The organism is Serratia sp. TSA_105.2, assembly GCF_052692115.1.
In genome coordinates, this window is sequence record NZ_JBQZFT010000002.1 from 761010 (window position 1) to 777810 (window position 16801).

The following is a 16801-nucleotide window of genomic DNA, read 5'->3' on the forward strand; positions in this document are numbered from 1 at the left end:
TGTAAATCAGCTTACTCACATAGTGTTATCACACCGCAATTAAGACTTACGGAGGGGATGATATGGATGAGTATTCGCCTAAGCGACACGACATTGCTCAGCTCAAATTCTTGTGCGAAAATTTGTATGATGAAGGTATCGCTACCCTGGGAGACAGCCACCATGGGTGGGTCAACGATCCGACGTCCTCCGTCAACCTGCAGCTTAATGAGTTGATCGAACATATCGCTTCGTTTGTGATGAGCTATAAAATTAAATACATGGACGAATCTGACCTATCGGAGTTAGTCGAAGAATATCTCGACGATACCTATACGCTGTTCAGCAGCTACGGTATCAATGATTCCGACCTGCGCCGCTGGCAAAAAACCAAGGCGAGATTATTCAGAATGTTCTCAGGAGAGGACATCTGTACGACAATGAAAACTTAGGGGATAATTATTCCCGAGCTATTTTACGGTTATTAAACTAAAGGCCACCATGACTAAAACCGACTATCTGATGCGTTTACGTAAATGCACCACGATTGATACTCTCGAACGTGTTATTGAGAAAAATAAGTACGAGCTTTCCGATGATGAACTGGAGCTGTTTTACTCAGCGGCCGATCACCGTCTGGCCGAGCTCACCATGAACAAACTGTATGACAAAATCCCCACCTCCGTTTGGAAATATGTCAGATAATCAGCCCCCGACGCGTTGAGCCGATGCTTTTATCGGCTTCAATGTCCACATTGAATACGTATTTTTCCTATTGACAACGAAATGTTAATTACGTTCATCTCTATCGTTAATAATAAATAGAAACACTTCTCTGTTCCTGTTCGGGGTATAACGCGATTAACGCGTGATGACTCCCGCCCCTGCTTAACGGCCACAGGCGTAACGGCCACGCCGCCGCATTGCCTCGCCGGGCGGCGTGATCGCCCCGTAAAATCAGAGCATGCGGCGCAAAATCGCCTGCCGAGCAAAACAGTGGTGTTTAATCACCGCCGCGACGTGCAGCACGATCATGGCCGACAGCGCGATACACGAATAACGGTGCACGGCGAAAAAGAAGCGGTTGACGTCGAGATTTGCAATCGGGCGCGGGAAGTCAATCGCGCCGAAAACGGCAAAGCCATGCTCCAGCATGAGGAATCCGCTGAGCAGCACCACGAAAATCAGCAGGTAGAATATTTCGTGCAGCAAATGCACCAATCCCTTCTGGTGCCCTTGCAACATATCGCCATAGGGCACCTTCGGGCGGAAAAAGCGCCAGATAAAGCGCGCCGCCATCAGCGGTGTCAGCACCAAAGCCAACGACATATTGGTCACGGAGAAAAAAGCGAAGATGCGCGCATCCGTCATAAAATGCAGTGAATAACCGACGATCATTACGTAGATCATGACCGCGGCAATGCCCCAATGCAGTAACCGACTGAAAAGATCGTAACGGGCAGGTTCGTGTGACATAAAACTCCTTGAAAAGCGGCCATCGCTGGCCGCTTGGCTATCCGATTTACGCTTACTTTTTCAGGATCCAGGCATCCTGCCAGTTGGATCCCACGCCCGGCTCATAATGAGTCGCGCCGCTGTTCCACTGCATGCAGTACCCGCTGTAAGGGAAAGGTTTGCACTGATACACCTTGCCGTTCTTCGGCTGCAGCACCGTGGTGCCGGCGGCGTATTTGTTCAGCTCGTTCGGGAAGACGAAGTTGTAGTCGCCGTTGCCGCCACCGCCGGTGGAGTCTGCTTCCAGGTTGAAGTTTTCGATATCAGGCTGAATGCTCTGCCCGTTGTCGTTGCTGGCGATCACTTTCAGCATGTGGTGGCCTTCGCTGACGTTGGTCAGCGCGATGGTCAGCGGCTGGCTGGCGTCTTCCAGCGTCTCTTTCACATAGCCTTTCTCCGTCTGGCCGTGATCGTAAACGCGCGCTTCCACCGTCAGCTTGCCTTTGACCTCGGCATTGAAGGTCAGCTGGGCTTTGCCGTCCTTGATCTTGGTGCTGGACAGATTGCCGATGCGGATCTCTTCGGTAATGGCCGGCGTTTCTTCCTCATAGGAGATCACCACGCTCTTCATCGTGCTGCCCTGCCTGGCGAAGACCGCGTTATTGCCGAATACCGGGTTGACGTTGCCTTTGCCGTCTTTCACCCCGGCGCGCACCGCTTTCTGTTCGGCGTTGATCTTGGTAGCCAGTGCGTGGCTCCAGCGGTTTTTGTCGGTCAGCGCCTCGCTGTCGATCGCCAGCTCGGTTTTCATCGCCAGCACTTCGCCGTTTGCGTCGAAGAAGCGAGCGATCGCTTTGTCGCCAACCTGCAGGTTTTTACCGGTGAGGGAACCTTGCAGCTGCTTGCGCCATTCGGATACGACGCCGTCGTCCTCGAAGTTGACGTCAACCACTTGATAGAAACTGTTCACCGTGTCATTGATTTCCCACACGCCGTAAATCACCTGATAGCCGGTTCTCTCCGGCACCACGCACTGGTGCACTTCGCGATCTTTTGGCGCCTGAGCATGGCCATCAACCTCGCAGAACGGTTCTTTTTCAAAAGCCTCGCGCGACAGCGGCTTGTTCACGTCCCAGTCTTGTTTGGTGATGTAGTAACGCCAGTTATTGGTTTTGTGCTTGGCGGTGTGGAACCAGGTGAACGTCTGCGGCCCCGGCTTCATGGTGTTCAACGCCCAGACGTTGACGCCCTGGCGATCCAACGGCTCGAAGCCGCCCACCCCGCCGCTGGCCAACTGACCGTCGAGCGGCGTAGCGCCGCCAGGGAAGCCGGAGGTCTGCTCAACGCTCTGCGGTTCCCACTGCGCCCGACCGCAGTCGGTGTTGCTGCCCAGCTTGCACTTGTAGGCGCGGCTTTCGGGAACTTCGATATACCCATGCGACCAGGCGGCCGACGAGGCAGCAAGCGTTGCCATCATCAGGGCAATTTTGGATAATTTCATTACGACTCCAGTTAAATTTATTGGATTCCAACTGAGTGAGAAGAAACTCAAAGAGATGCGGTAATACCGCGAGAGGAATAATAAGTAGAATCCCTGAACGTCCGGCACTTAGAATGCATTAAAATAATAAAACCTAATACGCCCAGGATATTAAATGGCATGACAAACGTTTAAAATAATCCGGAATCGCGACGCCGCCGTGCAGCGAAAGAAATAAACGCACCGTTCCTATTCCACAGAGAGAATAACGTGACATTGAAAAATATCGCCGCAGCGGCCTTGGCCTCCCTGCTGCTCTCCGGCTGCCAACACGCCGCCAAATCGATCCCTGACGCCGCCGCCCAACGCGACCAGCTGTCGTCGCTGGTCGGCGCCGGCTTGTTCTTGAGAGAGCGTTGCAGTCGCGCCGACATCCCGGTCGACGATAAGCTCGCGGCGGCGGCGCTGCAGGAGGCAGAGAAGAAAGGATGGGCGCCGGCGCTCAATCGCGCCCAGTTGCTTGCTGCAGGCAAACACGTCGCCGCGCAGCTGGCGACCGACGCCACGCCGCTGCAGGAGAAGTGCAGCGGATTCAATCGGTCGCTGGCACCCTTTTTAGCCCAGCTCCGTTAGCCCCCCAGCGGCAGCGCAAACCACTGGCAGGCCACCGCGCCTGCGCCCGCCGTCGCCAGCCCCGGCCCGAAAGGCAGGGGCTGTGTTGCATCACCGCCGCGCCATACGCGCAGCAGCAGCCACAGCAGGCTGCCGGCGGAGGCGAACAGCAGGATCGACGGCAAGGCGGCATAGCCGCCCCAGGCACCGAGCGCAGCCAGCAGTTTGAAATCACCGTATCCCAGCCCCTCGCGGCCGGTCGCCAGACGAAATGCCCAATACAGCAGCCACAGCGCCAGATAGCCCGCCATCGCGCCGACAACCGCCGTCGGTAAAAAGGCCGGGTGCGCCTGGCAATGCCACAGCAACCCGCCCCACAACAGCGACAGCGTCAGGCAATCCGGCAGGAGTTGGCGCTCGCTGTCAATCGCCGCCAGCGCCAGCAACAACGCGACAAACGCCAGCATGAAAAACCAATCCAGCCCGATGCCGAGACGCCAGGCCAGCATGATTCCCATCAGCATCAGAAATAACTCCACCAGTGGATAACGCACGGAAATAGGGCTGCGGCAATAACGACAGCGGCCACGCAACAGCAGCCAACTTAATAACGGAATATTATCGAACGCCGATAATTGTTTTGTGCATGACGGGCAAAATGAACGCGGCCAAACGAGATCAAATCGCTCGGCCTGCGTCGTTTCTCTTCCACGCTCAAGCATGATAGGCAGCCGATAAACGACCACGTTAATAAAACTGCCGACGCACAGACTCAACACGGCGCTAAATAACAGCCAGTGTTCATCCGCCGCCGCGTTTAGGGCGAATAGCATGATTTTTTCTGATCCCTGATGATTCGTTAGCGTGGGTTACATCGACGGCTGCGTCGTTACCTGCAGCCGGCTGACCTGCACTACGCCCGGCGCCTGCCCCGCGCGCTCCACGGTGAGCGCGAGCACGCGGATACCGTGTTCGCGCTGCAGGGCGGCCAGCCACGACAGCAGGCTTTCGAACGGCACGGGCGGCAGCCTCACCCGCATCTCCGCGTCACTTTCCGTCAGGTCGGCGATGGGAATGCGGTACGCCTGCGCGCTCTGCCGCAGCCTCTCCGGCAGTTGCTCACGCGCAGCGGCACCCGGCGGCAAGCGAGCCTGCAGTTGCTGGATGACGCGTGCCTGCCCCTGCAGGCTCTCCAGCCGTTGTGCGCTTTTCTGCGCCTGTGAAAACTGATACAGGCAGTAGCCGCAGGCTACCAACAACAACAGGCTTAACAACACCGCCCGCCGCAACGCCTTATCGTGCCACCCGATATTCATCGCTCACCTCTCACCGTCAGGACCGCCTGGTTGGGTGCGCCGCCTTCGCTGAACGCCATGCTGACCTCGCCGTCGTTAACCGGTGCCGGCAGCGGCACGTCGTTTCTGTTCACCGTCACCACCAGACGATCGTCGGCAGCGTCGAAAGCCAGCGCCTGCAGCTGCGGAGGCGCCCATAAAGCCAGTGCCCCGGCCGCGTAGGGCAGCAGCCTGAACAGCTGCGGCGCATTCAGGGCGTCTTGCATACGCCGCACCTGCACTTTCGCCGCCTGTTCCGCAAACGCCGGCGCGGTCTGGCCAGGCAGCAGGCGCTGAGACAGTACCGCTATCCGGCTCTCGTTCTGCCGGGCCATCTGTTGGTGATGCAAACCGCCCACCAGCAGCGAACCGCTGAGCAACAGCAGCGCGCAGACGGTCTTGTCGGGCAGGCGACGCGGCCAGCGTACGCTCGGTTTGAAACGCCCCTGCAGCAGCGTGGCGGGGCTACTCCAGGCCTCTTCCGCCAGTCGCCAGAGCGGATCCTCGTCAATGCGCGCCGCTTCCCAGCCCGCCGGAATCTCCCCGCCGCAGTGCAAACACCAATCAGGCGTCGGCAGCGGAGTGCAATCCCGCCAGGCATTGGGCAGCGACATGCTCTGCCCACTCCCCGTTCGGATCAGCCAGCAATCGCGCCAGCGCAGCGCGCTGCATTGGCCCGGCAGCGGCAATGCCAGCACGTCGGGCAGCATTTTATCGGCGCGAATGCCGCAGGCGCTTAGGCGCTCGACCCAGCCCTGCATCTGCGCCAGCGCGACGCCGGCGAGGGTGAAGTCACACTGCGCCTTCCCCAGCACCGCCCAGTGCATCCGATCGGTATCGGTCAACAACCCGGCCTCGTGGGCGTAGGCCAGCGCCAGCGGCGTCGCCTGCCGGGCCTTGCCCTGGAATGTCGTTTGTCTCAGCACCACATGACGGGCAGGCACCAGTACCACGACCCGGCTGCCCTGCGCCATGGCCGCCAACTCGCCGCCGCCGTCGGTCAGATCGAGGCGAGCGCCAAAGCGGCAGCGCGTCTCGCCGACGTGGCCCCAGCGCACATCGGCCATCGAGCCCTCGCTCAGCGCGATAAGCAGGATTGTGTTCGCCACCCTTTACCCCTCCCCTCTGTCGAACTGGCGCCCGCTGACCGTGACGCCTGACTGGTCCGGTTGCCACGCGCTGACGAGCCGATAGCGCCCGTCGTTCAGCGTCAGCTGCAGCTGCGCAATCCAGCGGCTGTCGTCGAACTTCAATCGCTCGCCGACATCGTCGTCACCCAAGTCTTGCAGCGCTTTTTCCTGCGACAAAAACATCAGCGTCTGCCACCCCTGCGGCGGGCGAGCCGCCAGCAACGCCCGCAGCCGTTCACCGCTCAGGGCGTTCATCAGCATCGCCCGCAGCAGCGGCAACCGAGCCTCATCCACGGCGTCCGGGTTGATCTGCAATTCAGCATCCGGCTCCGCACAAAGCTGCGGCGCGAGGCGCAGGTATAGCTCACGATCGATACCGGCCAGCTCCCGCAGTTCGCTGATATCCCCCATCAGGTACCCTTCGCCATAAGCCCGGGCGACGATCGCATCAGCAATCGCGCCCGCCTGCGCGTCGGCGATCCCCAGGTTGTTCAGTAACAGCATGAATATCCGCCTCTCTTTATTGGGGGGGGCCCCCTCGCTATCTCCGACCTCCGTTGGGCCGGCGGCGCGGATCAGGGCGTTTACGTTGAAACAGGCATCGACCCGGCGCAGGCGTATCACCACCTCCCCCTCTTCGGTACGCATACTGAACGCCGCCCCAGAGGCTCCCCAGGCCTTGCGCTGCTCTCCTGCCTGCCGCCACCGCTGTTGGGCGTAGATCTCCCCGCCCAACAGCAGCCATTTCGCCCTCAGCCGATCCTGCTGAGACTGGGTGCGCGCCAGCGAACGCTGCCAGTGGTCATTGATATTGACCGCCACGATCGCCATCAGCGACATCATCAGCAGCACCATCAACAGCGCCATACCGCGTTGTTTTTTCATCATGGCCTCGCCGAGGGCAGCGCGATGATGCGCCGTATTTCCCCCAACGCGGGGGTCTCGACGGTGATCTCCACCGCCTGCGGCAGCAGCCCGCCGGCGCGCCAGGCCGTCAACCATTCGCCTTGCCGGTAAAAACGCAGGCGGAACCGCGTCACCTCAGGCAGCAACAGCACGCTGCGCGCCGTCGCCTGCGGGCTGCTCAAATTCGGGTAACTGAGGCGCTCCAGCCGCCCCTGCCGGTGGCGATAGGCCACCCGCTCCTGCGTGGCACGCGGCAGCCGGGCCTGCGGATTCGACCAGCCGCTTCGGATCAGCAACAGCTGAAAATCCACGTCTTCCCCCTCCGCCGTCTGCAGCACCGCGAATTCCGGCGCCGCCGGCCTGCGTTTATCACCGATCGGCGCACGCGCCTGCGCATGAGCAAAATCGCGCTCGACGATCGCCAGCGCCCGTTGCAGCTGGGTCAGCTGCGTCGATTTGCGCTGGGTAATTTCGTCGTTTTTCAGCACGCCCCTGAAGACCGCCAGGGCGGTGAGCGACAGCATGGCGAACAGGGCGATGGCCAGCAGCATTTCCACCAGCGTAAAGCCGCGTTGCAAAGCGCGCTTCATGGCAACCCCCGGTAAGCCTGTAACTCCGCCAGCACGTTGCGATCCTGCGGATCGCGCCTGACTTCGATCGCGATCGCCCGCATTCCGGCGTCGCTGGTCTCCTGCCCACGATAACGCCAGTGCCAGGTCTCACCGGCCATCACCGTGGTGCCCGAATGCCAGGCCAGCGTCGGCGGCTGCGGCTCGAGCTGCAGCAGCGTCAGCTGGTTGTCCGCTACCCACAGCGCGACGGTCTTGGCTTCGATCTCGCTCAGGCTACGCACCTGGCCGCCGGTGCTGTTGATCAGCGCCAGGCAACCGATGGCGAAGATCATCAAGGCCACCATCACTTCCAGCAGCGTCATGCCCTGCTGGCGTCTCATTTTCCGCGTCATCGCAACGAATGTCCGTCGTTTCAAATACGAAGTAACCGGGCGCCTGCAATCGCCACAGGCACCGCCCCTGCGACAGCACTACGCTGAACGCCGTGGTTTCGCCCCCCGGATACAGCCACACCTGCGGCGGCCGCGCCGCCGCGTCATCGAGCGCGACGGTTTGCCCTTCAACGCTCAGCCACAGCGCGATGCCGTCCGGCAGGGCGTATGCCTCCCGGCTCGCCTGCCCCGCAGCGGCAACGCTGCGCCAACCGCCGCTGCCGAACGCCACGCCATAACTCACCCCTTCGCGCTCGGCCCGCTCGGCGAGGGCATTCAACCAATGGTTCAGCCGCTCCCCCTGCCGTGCCAACGCTTTCTCATCCGCCGGAAAACTCAGCATCACCAGGCCGCTGGTCACCCCCAGCAGCAGCAATACCAGCATGATCTCCAGCAGCGTAAAGCCGCGTATGCGCCTCATGGCGCGTCGGCGTCGGCCACCCAGTTGCCGATATCGTCATCGGTGTCGGCGATGCCGTCCGGCCCCAGAGAAAACACGTCCAGCTTGCCGTGACGCCCCGGATTACGCAGACGATACTCCTGCCCCCAGGGATCTTGCGGCAACCGGCGGATATAACCGTCTTCGGGATAATTTCTCGGGATCGGCGCCAGCGCCGGCCGGGTCACCAGCGCCGCCAGCCCCTGTTCCGCGCTGGGATAACGCCCGTTGTCCAGCTTGTACATATCCAACGCGTTCTCCAACGCGACGATATCGCTGGCGGCCTTTTGCCGATCGGCCTTCTCCTTGTTTCCCATCAGGCTTGGAATAGTCAGGCTGGCCAACAGCCCCAGAATGACGATCACCACCATGATTTCCAGCAGCGTAAACCCTCGCTGCCGCGACCTGCGCATCTTGCTGATATGACTCACTTTACTCTCCATTAACGGCATGATTAGCCGACCATATTATTGAGCTGCAATATCGGCTGCAGGATGGCCAAAATGATAAACAGCACCGAACCGGCCATCGCGATCACCAATAAAGGCTCAAACAGCCCCAGCGCCAGCGTGACTTGCCGGCCGAAGGCCTCCTGCTGCATCGTCGCCGCCCGTTCGAGCATCATGTCCAGCTCACCGCTGCGCTCGCCGGACATGATCATGTGCCGCATCATCGGCGAGAACAGCGCGGTGCCCTCAAGCGACGGCGACAATCCTTCGCCCTCCCGCACCCGTTCCATCGCCGCCAGCAGCCGTTCGCGGGCGGCATCGTTGCCCAACACGCCGGCGCTGATGCGCATCGCCTCCAGCAACGGCACCGCGCTGGCGTTCAAAATGCTCAGCGTTTTGGCGTAACGCGCCGTGTTCACCGCCAGCGACAGCTTGCCGACCACCGGCAACCGCAGGATGAACGCATGCCAGCGCACGCGCCGCGCCGGATCCCGCAGCCGATAGCGGAAAGCGCCAAGGCCCGTCAGCACCGATATCAGCGCCAACGCCCCCCATCGGCGCAGCCCGTCGCTGGCGCCGAGCAGCATCCGGGTCGACAGCGGCAAGGTCTGCTTCATATGCACAAACTGTTCGATCACCTTCGGCACCACCGCCGTCAACAGGATCGCCACCACGCCGATTGCCACCGCCGTCAGCACCATCGGGTACACCAACGCCTGCACGATTTTGTTCTTCATTTGCTGGCGCTGTTCGACGTAGTCGGCCAGCCGTTCCAGCACCGGCGCCAGATGGCCGGCAATCTCACCGGCGGCCACCATGGCGCAATAGAGGCGGTCAAAAATCTGCGGATACTGACCCAGCGCCTGCGCCAGCGGAAAGCCCTCCAGAATGCGCTGCCGCACCTGAGCCAACACCGCCTGCAGACCTTTTTTCTCCGTTTGCCGCGCCACCGCCATCAGCGCTTCCTCCAGCGGCAGCGCAGCGGACAGCAGCGTCGCCAGCTGCCGGGTCAACAGCGCCACATCGCCGCTGCTCACGCCGCTCATCCAGCGGCCGGCAAACACACCGGTGAAAGCGGGCCGCCTGCGCGCTTGCACCGCCAGCACCTGCCACCCCTTTTCACGCAGGCGATCGCGGGCGTGGCGCAGAGAATCCGCCTCCAACACGCCGCGCTGGGCGCGCCCCTCACGGTCGCAGGCGCGATAATCAAACTTCATCGCCGTCCCCTTCGCGCGTCACTCGCAGCACTTCCTCCAGACTGGTCTCCCCGGCGCGCATCTTGGCGATCCCATCCTGGCGCAGCGGCAGATAGCGTTCGGCGGCCAGTTTCGCGATGTCCAGCTCGCCGTCACCGCGATGGATCGCCATGCACATCGGTTCATCCAGCACCAACAGTTCGTGCAAGCCGATTCGGCCGTGATATCCCTGCCCGCCGCAGGCCTCGCACCCCAACGGGCGCCAGCAGGTCACCGCCTGCGTCGGGGGCAGCCCCAGCCGGCGCCGCTGCGCGTCAGACAACGCATAAGGCTCGCGGCACTGCGGGCACAGCCGGCGCACCAGGCGCTGCGCCAACACGCCGCTGAGCGAACTCGAAAGCAAGAACGGTTCGACCCCCATGTCCCGCAGCCGGGTCACGGCGCCGATCGCCGTGTTGGTATGCAGGGTCGACAGCACCAAATGCCCGGTCAATGAGGCCTGCACCGCGATCTGCGCCGTTTCGCCGTCGCGGATCTCACCGATCAGCACCACGTCGGGATCCTGACGCAGCAGCGCGCGCAGCCCGCGCGCGAAGGTCATGTCCACCTTGGGATTCACCTGCGTCTGCGCAATGCCGGCCAACTCATATTCGACGGGATCTTCGATCGTCATGATGTTGCGCTGTTCATCGTTGATCTGGCTCAGCAGGGTATAGAGCGTGGTGCTCTTGCCGGAGCCGGTCGGCCCGGTGACCAAAATGATGCCGTGCGGCTGGCGGATCAGGCGCAGCAACGCCTGCTGGTGCGCCGGCGCCATGCCCAGGCTGGGCAGTTCGAGCCGCACGCCCTGTTTGTCCAACAGGCGCATGACCACGCGTTCGCCGTGGCTGGCCGGCATCACCGACACCCGCACGTCAATCGCTCGCCCGCCGACCTTCAGCGCCATGCGCCCATCCTGCGGCACGCGCTTCTCGGCGATATCCAGCTTCGACATCACCTTGATGCGCGACACCAGCAGCGCCGCCAGCTTGCGCTGCGGCGCCAAAATCCGCCGCAGCGCGCCGTCGATGCGAAAGCGGATCACCAGCTCGCTCTCGTAGGTTTCGATGTGGATATCGGAGGCGCGTTCTTTGATCGCCTCGCTCAGTAAGGCGTTGATCAGGCGGATAATCGGCGCATCGTCCTGTTCGTCCAACAGGTCTTGCTGCTGCGGCAGCTCCTCGGCCAGCGCGTAAAAATCCAGTTCGCCGCCCAGGTCGTCGATCATTTTCTGCGCCTGGCCGCTTTCCTGCTGGTAGTGCGCCACCAGCCGTTGATCAAAAGCCTCCGCCTCCAGCCGGGCCAGCGCCGGCTCGCCGGGCAGGCAGCGGTAGGCCTCCATCAATGCGGCGTGGCTCGTGTCGGGGTGACAATAAATCTGGATACCGTGCTGCCCGTCAACGGCCAGCACGCCATGCTGGCGCGCCCAGGAAAAAGGCAGCAGCGGCCCCGCAGAACGGGGCTTCACGGGCGTACTCCCCGCGAATAAAACGCGTCGATACTTGCAACGGTGGCGAGAAACGCCCGATTGTCGAGCGCCTTCTTATCGCCGGCGATCTCGCCGCGCAGTGCGTCATTCAGCTCACGATCGTCCTGCTGTTCGGCGTCGAACTTGCCTAACTTGCGTTGGCTCTGCCGGGCATATCCCTCGGTGCTGCGAATGATGGTCGGGCGGATAAACAGCATCAAATTACGCTTGCTCGCTTTGGTGGCGGTCGAGCGAAACAGCGCCCCCACCAGCGGGATCTTGCCCAGGATCGGCACGCTGCTCTCCAGCTCCGAGTTGGACTTGTCCAACAGGCCGCCCACCACCACGGTTTCGCCGCTGTCCACCAGCACCGTGTTGTTAACCGTGCGGATATTGAAGGTCGCCCCCAGCGAATCCGGCGTAGCGCTGGCGCTGTCGGCAACGCTGGAGACCTCCTGTTCGATCTGCATCAGCACGGACTGGCCCTGGTTGATCTGCGGTTTGACCTTGAGTTTGATCCCCACCGTCTTGCGCGACACGGTATTGAAGACGTTATCGCTATTGGTGGTTTGCGAACCGGTCAGGATCGGCACATCCTGCCCGACGCTGAATTCCGCCTCGGCGTTATCCAGCGTGACGATGCTCGGCGTGGCCAGGATATTGTTTTGGTTGTTGCTGGCGATGGCGGTCAGCAATACGCCCCAGTTACCGCTGTAGAAGCCAGTCATCAGGCCGTTGGCCTTGCCGAACACGTCGCTCATGCCGTTTTCAAAGCCCGCCGACACCCCGGGCGCCGAGCCGGCGAACTGCGTGCCGCCACCGTATTTGTTGGCCCACTGCACGCCGATGTTCAGCCCCTGCCCATCCTGCACTTCGACGATCACCGCTTCGACCAGCACCTGCGCGCGGCGCACATCGAGCTTGGCGACCACCGCCTCGAGATCGCGCATCACATCCGGCGCGGCAGTGATGATCAGCGCATTGGTCTGCTCATCGGCCTTGATCACCACATTTTTCAGCAGCGCCACGTTGGCAGCGGCGCTCTCCTTCTCGTTTTGCAGGCCCGCACTCACGCCGGTCAGCACCTCGACCAGGCTCTGCGCCTTGGCGTATTTGAGAGGGATAACCTGGGTATTGCCCTGGGTGACGCTCTTGTTATCCAACTGGTCAATCAGTTCTTTGGCGTACTCGCGGCTCCGGTCATCCCCGGCGATCATCACGCTGTTGGTCCGCTCATCCGCCACCAGCCGCAGCGAGCTCGCGCCGGCCGTGCGCCGCTTGCCCTCTTCGCGAAACAGTTCGTTCACCATGCGCGCGATCTCGGGCGCCGCCGCATGCTTCAGCGCGAGAGTTTCGACCCGATTGCCATCGTCCTGATCCATCTCTCTGACGAGCTCGAGCAGGCCGTTGACCACGCTGGCCCGGCCGGTGATTAACAGCGCGTTCCCCTGCTCGTAATGCGCCACGCTGCCCACGCCGATGCTGTCGTTGAGCTGGCGCAATATCGGCGAAACGTCTTTGGCCGCGATATTGCGCAGCGGTACCACGCGCATCACCACTTCATCCCCTTCGGCGATCGCCTCGCCGCCGTTTTGCGCCAGCGCGGCTCTTTTTCCCTCTTTGGCGGCGATCACCTTCAGGACGTTATTGGGCATGCCGATGACCGTATAGCCATAGACATCCAGCACGTTGAGAAAGAACTGGTAATACTGCTTCTCGTCGAGCTGTTCATAGCTGCGTACCGTGACCTTACCTTTCACCGCCGGATCGATAATGATGGTTTTGCCCAGGTTTTTACTGACCGTATTGATAAATTCCTGAATGTCCGTGCCTTTGAAACTCGCGGAGAATTGCTCCGCGCGCGCCGCGCCACCCAGTACAATCATGACGGCCACCGCCGCTAACGCGCGCCATAAGCCGGCGCTCCAGCCTGGGCCGGAACGATAAATAAAATGCGTAATCACAATGTCGCCTTATGCTATAAACACCCCGCGCCGAAACGGCGCGCCGGCTACTCTTTAAACGTCAGCGTGGCGTAATAGCCGTTTTCATCGAGCAGTATTTTATTTTTTACTATCCGCACGATGACGGCATTGCTGCCGGCCAGACGGTCGCCAACACCATAACCGGTTTGCTTACCGCCATGCTCGACGATGACCAGGCTTTTTTTGGCGTTATCGCTGAACAGCAGACCCGCTATCTTGCCAAGCGCAGCGGCTTCCGGTGCGTTAGCCAGCAGCTCGGCACCGATCGCCCATTCGCCGACTTTATACCCGTGCGCCTTTTCGCCGTCTTTCGCCGCTTGATAGCGGCCAAACCAGTGCGCGTCATTAATTTTTCCGATGTCATCTTCCTGAGGAAAGACAATATGACGCGCCGGCCCGCGCGCGTTTTCACGGCTCGGCTCAACGGGCGCGCCATCCCCGGCCATCATTCGCCATCCCAGCTGGAGCATGAACGCCAGATTCGCCAGAAAAAAAAGAAGCATAAAAAAGTCTATCCACCGTTTGCTCACGGCACCCCCGGTTATTTAACGGTGCCAACGCTAAGCGGAAATACCGACTACCATCGCGACGGAAAACAGCAGCGTGATGACCAGGGCCACTTTATAATTCACGGCGTCCAGCCACGTTCGCCGGCGCTTATTAGCCGATGACGACGGGCATTCCCTCTGCAAATTAGCGGCCGCGCGTTCGCAGGCCTGAAAACTCAGCATCACGCCAAATCGGGGAATGGTCTTGATCACCTCGCCGGGAATACCGTGGCGGGAGAGCAAAGAGCGGCATTGAAATATCATCTGATAATAGTTATTGTCGCTAATGGTCTCATGGTTGCAAAACCAGACAGCGCGAATAATGTCGTTCTTCTTATAAATACCGCTCAACAGGCACAGCATGAAGCGCCGCTGTAATTCGGTCATCTCAATGAGCACATTCTCTTTTTTAAACAACAGCGTTTTTTCATTGTTGTTTAATATCACCAACTCATTTTCCAACAGAGTCTCGTTCAGGGCAATGTTATGTATGTCCATCTCTCGCCTATCAGTTTAATGAAGTTCAAAGGCTCTCTGTGCCATCACCTTTGCACGCATGCGGCGAGATGCATTTTCAATGAAAATTAATGGTTCGCCGTTTCAAGAGTGGCCTCAATTAATCATGCAGAAAACATTCATGCAACTTATTTCTTTAAAATAAACAATATAAAATTAATATGGTCATATCACATCACCTTAGATTCATTAAATCATTTAAAAACATGACGATAGCAGGTTTTATAAAATAGCTAAATCACCATTAAATTTGATTAATGATGAAGAAAATAGGCATTTACACATAATAACCCATGTTATTAGTTGCGTACTAAAAAGACAGAAAGCGAGAATATAAAGGGTAACAAAAATACACCTTAAACTCACATAAAAAATGAGATGAAATCAGGATTCAATATTGCATAAAAACATCGGCGAGTAGGCATTGCTAAACATCAACGTATTCTTATCTACGCTGCGAATATGATAAAACGTCGATTCATTGCTGAAAAAGTAAGCATACACCTCTTCCGGCAAGGTATCGCGCGGTGAATAATTCACCTCGCCATAGTGGAAACGATAGAAACTGCCTTGCGAGACATAGCTGAAGTTAACCCGTCGGTTGACGAAATACTTCTCTTCGCCGTCGTTGGCCAGGCCCGACAGGATCATCACGCCCTTATCGCCCGACAAAAAGATGTAGTTTATTTTTAGCGACAGCTGGATGTCATCGTGTGCCGCCTGCGCGTCCAGCGAATTGAAATAATTGAACGTGGCGTTCGCTTCGCAGGAAAAATCACCGAACTCATGATGGCTGCGAACCAGGGAATACACCACGCTGCCCGTCAACACACACAGGCCGACCAGCGTGGCTGACAAAATATTTAACTTTTTTTCCATGCCCGGATGTACTCGCTCTCACAATTATGCAAAACGGCCGCACTGTCCTTCGTGCATTTGGCGATAAACTGGCGTCCGCTGTCTTCATTGGCATTATGAGAACGGTTAACCTTGGTAATGACAATCTCACCGGAGCGGCAACGCTGACCATAAAGATCCTTCCTGACCAAGAACTGCAAATAGTCGTCCTGATGATTCTCCAAAAAATGGCCGGCATAGTAGATCGGGCAGCCGTTTACCGTCCCCACGTAAGACAATACTTGCTTCTTTTCACTGTCGCGATGATGTTTGTAATAGATAAAGCACAGCGCCAGAAAAGATAATGGCACGACGATCGATAAGCTGCGCAGAAGAATAAAAAAATAGTGGTGGGCGTTTTTTGACGTTACGGTCGGCACAGCCAAGGGAACCGGGGCATCGGCAAGCGGTGGAGGATCGGGTAAATCAATCCGCAGTCGGTCGATCGGTATTATTCTATTGAGTCTATACCCCTTTTTAGAGAGGGTAACGATCAGGCGTTCATTGAAACCGACAGACGTCAATGCCCGCCGCGTCAGGCTGATATATTGATTCAACGTCGCCGAAGAGGCGCTCAGGCCGTGATCGGTCCACACCTGCTGCAACAGCGTATCCCGGCTCACCGTCTCGTGGCCATGCTCAAGCAAACATTTGAATACTCTAGAATTAACGCTGGATAAGAAAACTTCCCGTCCCTTCTTTATACTCTTCAATGAACCGTTTTCAGTGTTAAATGTAATATCTTTATCAATGATATAAATCATGTTCAGCCTGACAGCGCACACGGGTTATTATTTAAACTTATTCAGCGAGTTCGACGACCGCCGCGAAGCGCGGATAGTTTTTTCGCACAGAGAATAAACAATACTAACGCCATCCCAACAGGCGTGCAACTTTAAGAATTTTCCCTATGCCTGCGCCATTATTTGCCCCACAAATAACGATATAAACGCTATTTTTTTCACCGTCATCGGATCTGTTGGCAACCCTATAGGGGATCACAGGGGGAGAAGGACAAAAACGGCGCAGAGGAAAAGACGCTCACTCGCGGCGTGCGAAATGACGCTTGTGCAGCTTGTCGACAGGAAGAATAACGGGGAAAAGCGTTTTGCGGGTCGCAAATGGGTGGGGACCCTGCCAGCTACATCCCGGCACACACGTCACCTGCTGCGGCTGCTTCCTTCCGGACCTGACCGAGTTCACAAGTTAGTGTTGCGGGAGAACCAACAGGGCCCCCATTGACGGCTTCTGTACTCCGAAGCGGTGGGCATTATCGGCGATGCCCTATCAAATAGCAAGCCAACCGGGACCAACCGCTGTTTTCTTACCCACCTGCGCTGTGGCACACTCTCCGCCTGGGTTTTG

Annotated in this window: 20 protein-coding genes and 1 other RNA gene; 3 read left to right on the forward strand and 18 right to left on the reverse strand. The window is 58.8% G+C overall.

What is annotated here, in order from left to right; all coding sequences use genetic code 11:
- Positions 1 to 62: 62 nt before the first annotated feature.
- The gene (gene tomB, locus ACUTSC_RS10055) at positions 63 to 431 is read left to right on the forward strand and encodes an Hha toxicity modulator TomB (RefSeq protein ID WP_004940312.1); all 369 of its coding nucleotides are present in this window, start codon (positions 63 to 65) and stop codon (positions 429 to 431) included.
- 49 nt (positions 432 to 480) lie between these two features.
- On the forward strand, positions 481 to 684 hold the full coding sequence (locus ACUTSC_RS10060; protein ID WP_004940313.1) for an HHA domain-containing protein: 204 nt from the start codon (positions 481 to 483) through the stop codon (positions 682 to 684).
- Positions 685 to 936: 252 nt separating this feature from the next.
- Here ACUTSC_RS10060 and ACUTSC_RS10065 read toward each other — a convergent pair whose 3' ends face one another.
- Both ACUTSC_RS10065 and gbpA read right to left on the reverse strand, forming a co-directional pair.
- Positions 937 to 1455, reverse strand: coding sequence for a cytochrome b (locus ACUTSC_RS10065; protein WP_445653304.1), 519 nt, complete (start codon positions 1453 to 1455; stop codon positions 937 to 939).
- 52 nt (positions 1456 to 1507) lie between these two features.
- Positions 1508 to 2935 carry an N-acetylglucosamine-binding protein GbpA gene (gbpA, locus tag ACUTSC_RS10070; protein ID WP_197766810.1) on the reverse strand — a complete coding sequence of 476 codons (1428 nt, stop codon included), beginning with the start codon at positions 2933 to 2935 and terminating at the stop codon, positions 1508 to 1510.
- A gap of 249 nt (positions 2936 to 3184) precedes the next feature.
- Between gbpA and gspS the strand changes: the two genes are divergently transcribed.
- Positions 3185 to 3547 (forward strand): type II secretion system pilot lipoprotein GspS, encoded by a 363-nt coding sequence (gene gspS, locus ACUTSC_RS10075; RefSeq protein WP_445653305.1) that lies wholly within the window; start codon positions 3185 to 3187, stop codon positions 3545 to 3547.
- Here gspS and ACUTSC_RS10080 read toward each other — a convergent pair.
- The 16 genes from ACUTSC_RS10080 to ffs form a co-directional block, all read right to left on the reverse strand.
- On the reverse strand, positions 3544 to 4359 hold the full coding sequence (locus tag ACUTSC_RS10080) for a prepilin peptidase (RefSeq protein WP_445653306.1): 816 nt from the start codon (positions 4357 to 4359) through the stop codon (positions 3544 to 3546). The two genes, gspS and ACUTSC_RS10080, sit on opposite strands and share 4 nt — an antisense overlap.
- A 36-nt stretch (positions 4360 to 4395) precedes the next feature.
- Positions 4396 to 4842, reverse strand: a complete 447-nt coding sequence (gspM, locus tag ACUTSC_RS10085; protein WP_197766813.1) for a type II secretion system protein GspM — start codon at positions 4840 to 4842, stop codon at positions 4396 to 4398.
- Complete coding sequence (gene gspL, locus ACUTSC_RS10090; RefSeq protein ID WP_445653307.1) at positions 4839 to 5969, reverse strand: type II secretion system protein GspL; 1131 nt, start codon at positions 5967 to 5969, stop codon at positions 4839 to 4841. Before gspL ends, gspM begins: the two co-directional genes overlap by 4 nt.
- A 3-nt stretch (positions 5970 to 5972) precedes the next feature.
- Entirely contained in the window at positions 5973 to 6878 is a 906-nt protein-coding gene (gene gspK / locus ACUTSC_RS10095) for a type II secretion system minor pseudopilin GspK (protein WP_445653308.1), read from the reverse strand.
- A complete protein-coding gene (gspJ, locus tag ACUTSC_RS10100; protein ID WP_060440570.1) occupies positions 6875 to 7486 on the reverse strand; it encodes a type II secretion system minor pseudopilin GspJ in 612 nt (203 codons plus the stop codon). The genes gspK and gspJ overlap by 4 nt, the downstream gene beginning before the upstream one ends.
- The gene (gspI, locus tag ACUTSC_RS10105; RefSeq protein WP_445653309.1) at positions 7483 to 7830 is read right to left on the reverse strand and encodes a type II secretion system minor pseudopilin GspI; all 348 of its coding nucleotides are present in this window, start codon (positions 7828 to 7830) and stop codon (positions 7483 to 7485) included. Before gspI ends, gspJ begins: the two co-directional genes overlap by 4 nt.
- On the reverse strand, positions 7742 to 8320 hold the full coding sequence (locus ACUTSC_RS10110) for a prepilin-type N-terminal cleavage/methylation domain-containing protein (RefSeq protein WP_072265458.1): 579 nt from the start codon (positions 8318 to 8320) through the stop codon (positions 7742 to 7744). Before ACUTSC_RS10110 ends, gspI begins: the two co-directional genes overlap by 89 nt.
- Entirely contained in the window at positions 8317 to 8751 is a 435-nt protein-coding gene (gspG, locus tag ACUTSC_RS10115; RefSeq protein WP_047730782.1) for a type II secretion system major pseudopilin GspG, read from the reverse strand. The genes ACUTSC_RS10110 and gspG overlap by 4 nt, the downstream gene beginning before the upstream one ends.
- 41 nt (positions 8752 to 8792) lie before the next feature.
- Complete coding sequence (gspF, locus tag ACUTSC_RS10120) at positions 8793 to 10004, reverse strand: type II secretion system inner membrane protein GspF (protein ID WP_445653310.1); 1212 nt, start codon at positions 10002 to 10004, stop codon at positions 8793 to 8795.
- The gene (gene gspE, locus ACUTSC_RS10125) at positions 9994 to 11490 is read right to left on the reverse strand and encodes a type II secretion system ATPase GspE (RefSeq protein ID WP_445653311.1); all 1497 of its coding nucleotides are present in this window, start codon (positions 11488 to 11490) and stop codon (positions 9994 to 9996) included. Before gspE ends, gspF begins: the two co-directional genes overlap by 11 nt.
- Positions 11487 to 13376 carry a type II secretion system secretin GspD gene (gene gspD, locus ACUTSC_RS10130; RefSeq protein WP_445653312.1) on the reverse strand — a complete coding sequence of 630 codons (1890 nt, stop codon included), beginning with the start codon at positions 13374 to 13376 and terminating at the stop codon, positions 11487 to 11489. The genes gspE and gspD overlap by 4 nt, the downstream gene beginning before the upstream one ends.
- A 125-nt stretch (positions 13377 to 13501) precedes the next feature.
- Positions 13502 to 14005 carry a type II secretion system protein N gene (locus ACUTSC_RS10135; protein WP_197766820.1) on the reverse strand — a complete coding sequence of 168 codons (504 nt, stop codon included), beginning with the start codon at positions 14003 to 14005 and terminating at the stop codon, positions 13502 to 13504.
- 30 nt (positions 14006 to 14035) lie between these two features.
- Positions 14036 to 14521, reverse strand: coding sequence for a CadC family transcriptional regulator (locus ACUTSC_RS10140; protein WP_197766821.1), 486 nt, complete (start codon positions 14519 to 14521; stop codon positions 14036 to 14038).
- A gap of 402 nt (positions 14522 to 14923) precedes the next feature.
- Entirely contained in the window at positions 14924 to 15418 is a 495-nt protein-coding gene (locus ACUTSC_RS10145; RefSeq protein WP_197766822.1) for a FidL-like protein, read from the reverse strand.
- Positions 15403 to 16200, reverse strand: a complete 798-nt coding sequence (locus tag ACUTSC_RS10150) for a winged helix-turn-helix domain-containing protein (RefSeq protein WP_197766823.1) — start codon at positions 16198 to 16200, stop codon at positions 15403 to 15405. Before ACUTSC_RS10150 ends, ACUTSC_RS10145 begins: the two co-directional genes overlap by 16 nt.
- A 368-nt stretch (positions 16201 to 16568) precedes the next feature.
- Positions 16569 to 16665: signal recognition particle sRNA small type (gene ffs, locus ACUTSC_RS10155), an RNA gene on the reverse strand.
- Between the last annotated feature and the right edge of the window lie 136 nt (positions 16666 to 16801).

What these genes read in the sequence shown, in the direction of transcription:
- tomB (WP_004940312.1), top strand. Translation starts at nt 63, where the DNA reads ATGGATGAGTATTCGCCTAAGCGACACGACATTGCTCAGCTCAAATTC.
- ACUTSC_RS10060 (WP_004940313.1), top strand. Translation starts at nt 481, where the DNA reads ATGACTAAAACCGACTATCTGATGCGTTTACGTAAATGCACCACGATT.
- ACUTSC_RS10065 (WP_445653304.1), bottom strand. Translation starts at nt 1,455, where the DNA reads ATGTCACACGAACCTGCCCGTTACGATCTTTTCAGTCGGTTACTGCAT.
- gbpA (WP_197766810.1), bottom strand. Translation starts at nt 2,935, where the DNA reads ATGAAATTATCCAAAATTGCCCTGATGATGGCAACGCTTGCTGCCTCG.
- ACUTSC_RS10080 (WP_445653306.1), bottom strand. Translation starts at nt 4,359, where the DNA reads ATGCTATTCGCCCTAAACGCGGCGGCGGATGAACACTGGCTGTTATTT.
- gspM (WP_197766813.1), bottom strand. Translation starts at nt 4,842, where the DNA reads ATGAATATCGGGTGGCACGATAAGGCGTTGCGGCGGGCGGTGTTGTTA.
- gspK (WP_445653308.1), bottom strand. Translation starts at nt 6,878, where the DNA reads ATGATGAAAAAACAACGCGGTATGGCGCTGTTGATGGTGCTGCTGATG.
- gspJ (WP_060440570.1), bottom strand. Translation starts at nt 7,486, where the DNA reads ATGAAGCGCGCTTTGCAACGCGGCTTTACGCTGGTGGAAATGCTGCTG.
- gspI (WP_445653309.1), bottom strand. Translation starts at nt 7,830, where the DNA reads ATGACGCTGCTGGAAGTGATGGTGGCCTTGATGATCTTCGCCATCGGT.
- ACUTSC_RS10110 (WP_072265458.1), bottom strand. Translation starts at nt 8,320, where the DNA reads ATGAGGCGCATACGCGGCTTTACGCTGCTGGAGATCATGCTGGTATTG.
- gspG (WP_047730782.1), bottom strand. Translation starts at nt 8,751, where the DNA reads ATGCGCAGGTCGCGGCAGCGAGGGTTTACGCTGCTGGAAATCATGGTG.
- gspF (WP_445653310.1), bottom strand. Translation starts at nt 10,004, where the DNA reads ATGAAGTTTGATTATCGCGCCTGCGACCGTGAGGGGCGCGCCCAGCGC.
- gspD (WP_445653312.1), bottom strand. Translation starts at nt 13,376, where the DNA reads ATGATTGTACTGGGTGGCGCGGCGCGCGCGGAGCAATTCTCCGCGAGT.
- ACUTSC_RS10140 (WP_197766821.1), bottom strand. Translation starts at nt 14,521, where the DNA reads ATGGACATACATAACATTGCCCTGAACGAGACTCTGTTGGAAAATGAG.
- ACUTSC_RS10145 (WP_197766822.1), bottom strand. Translation starts at nt 15,418, where the DNA reads ATGGAAAAAAAGTTAAATATTTTGTCAGCCACGCTGGTCGGCCTGTGT.
- ACUTSC_RS10150 (WP_197766823.1), bottom strand. Translation starts at nt 16,200, where the DNA reads ATGATTTATATCATTGATAAAGATATTACATTTAACACTGAAAACGGT.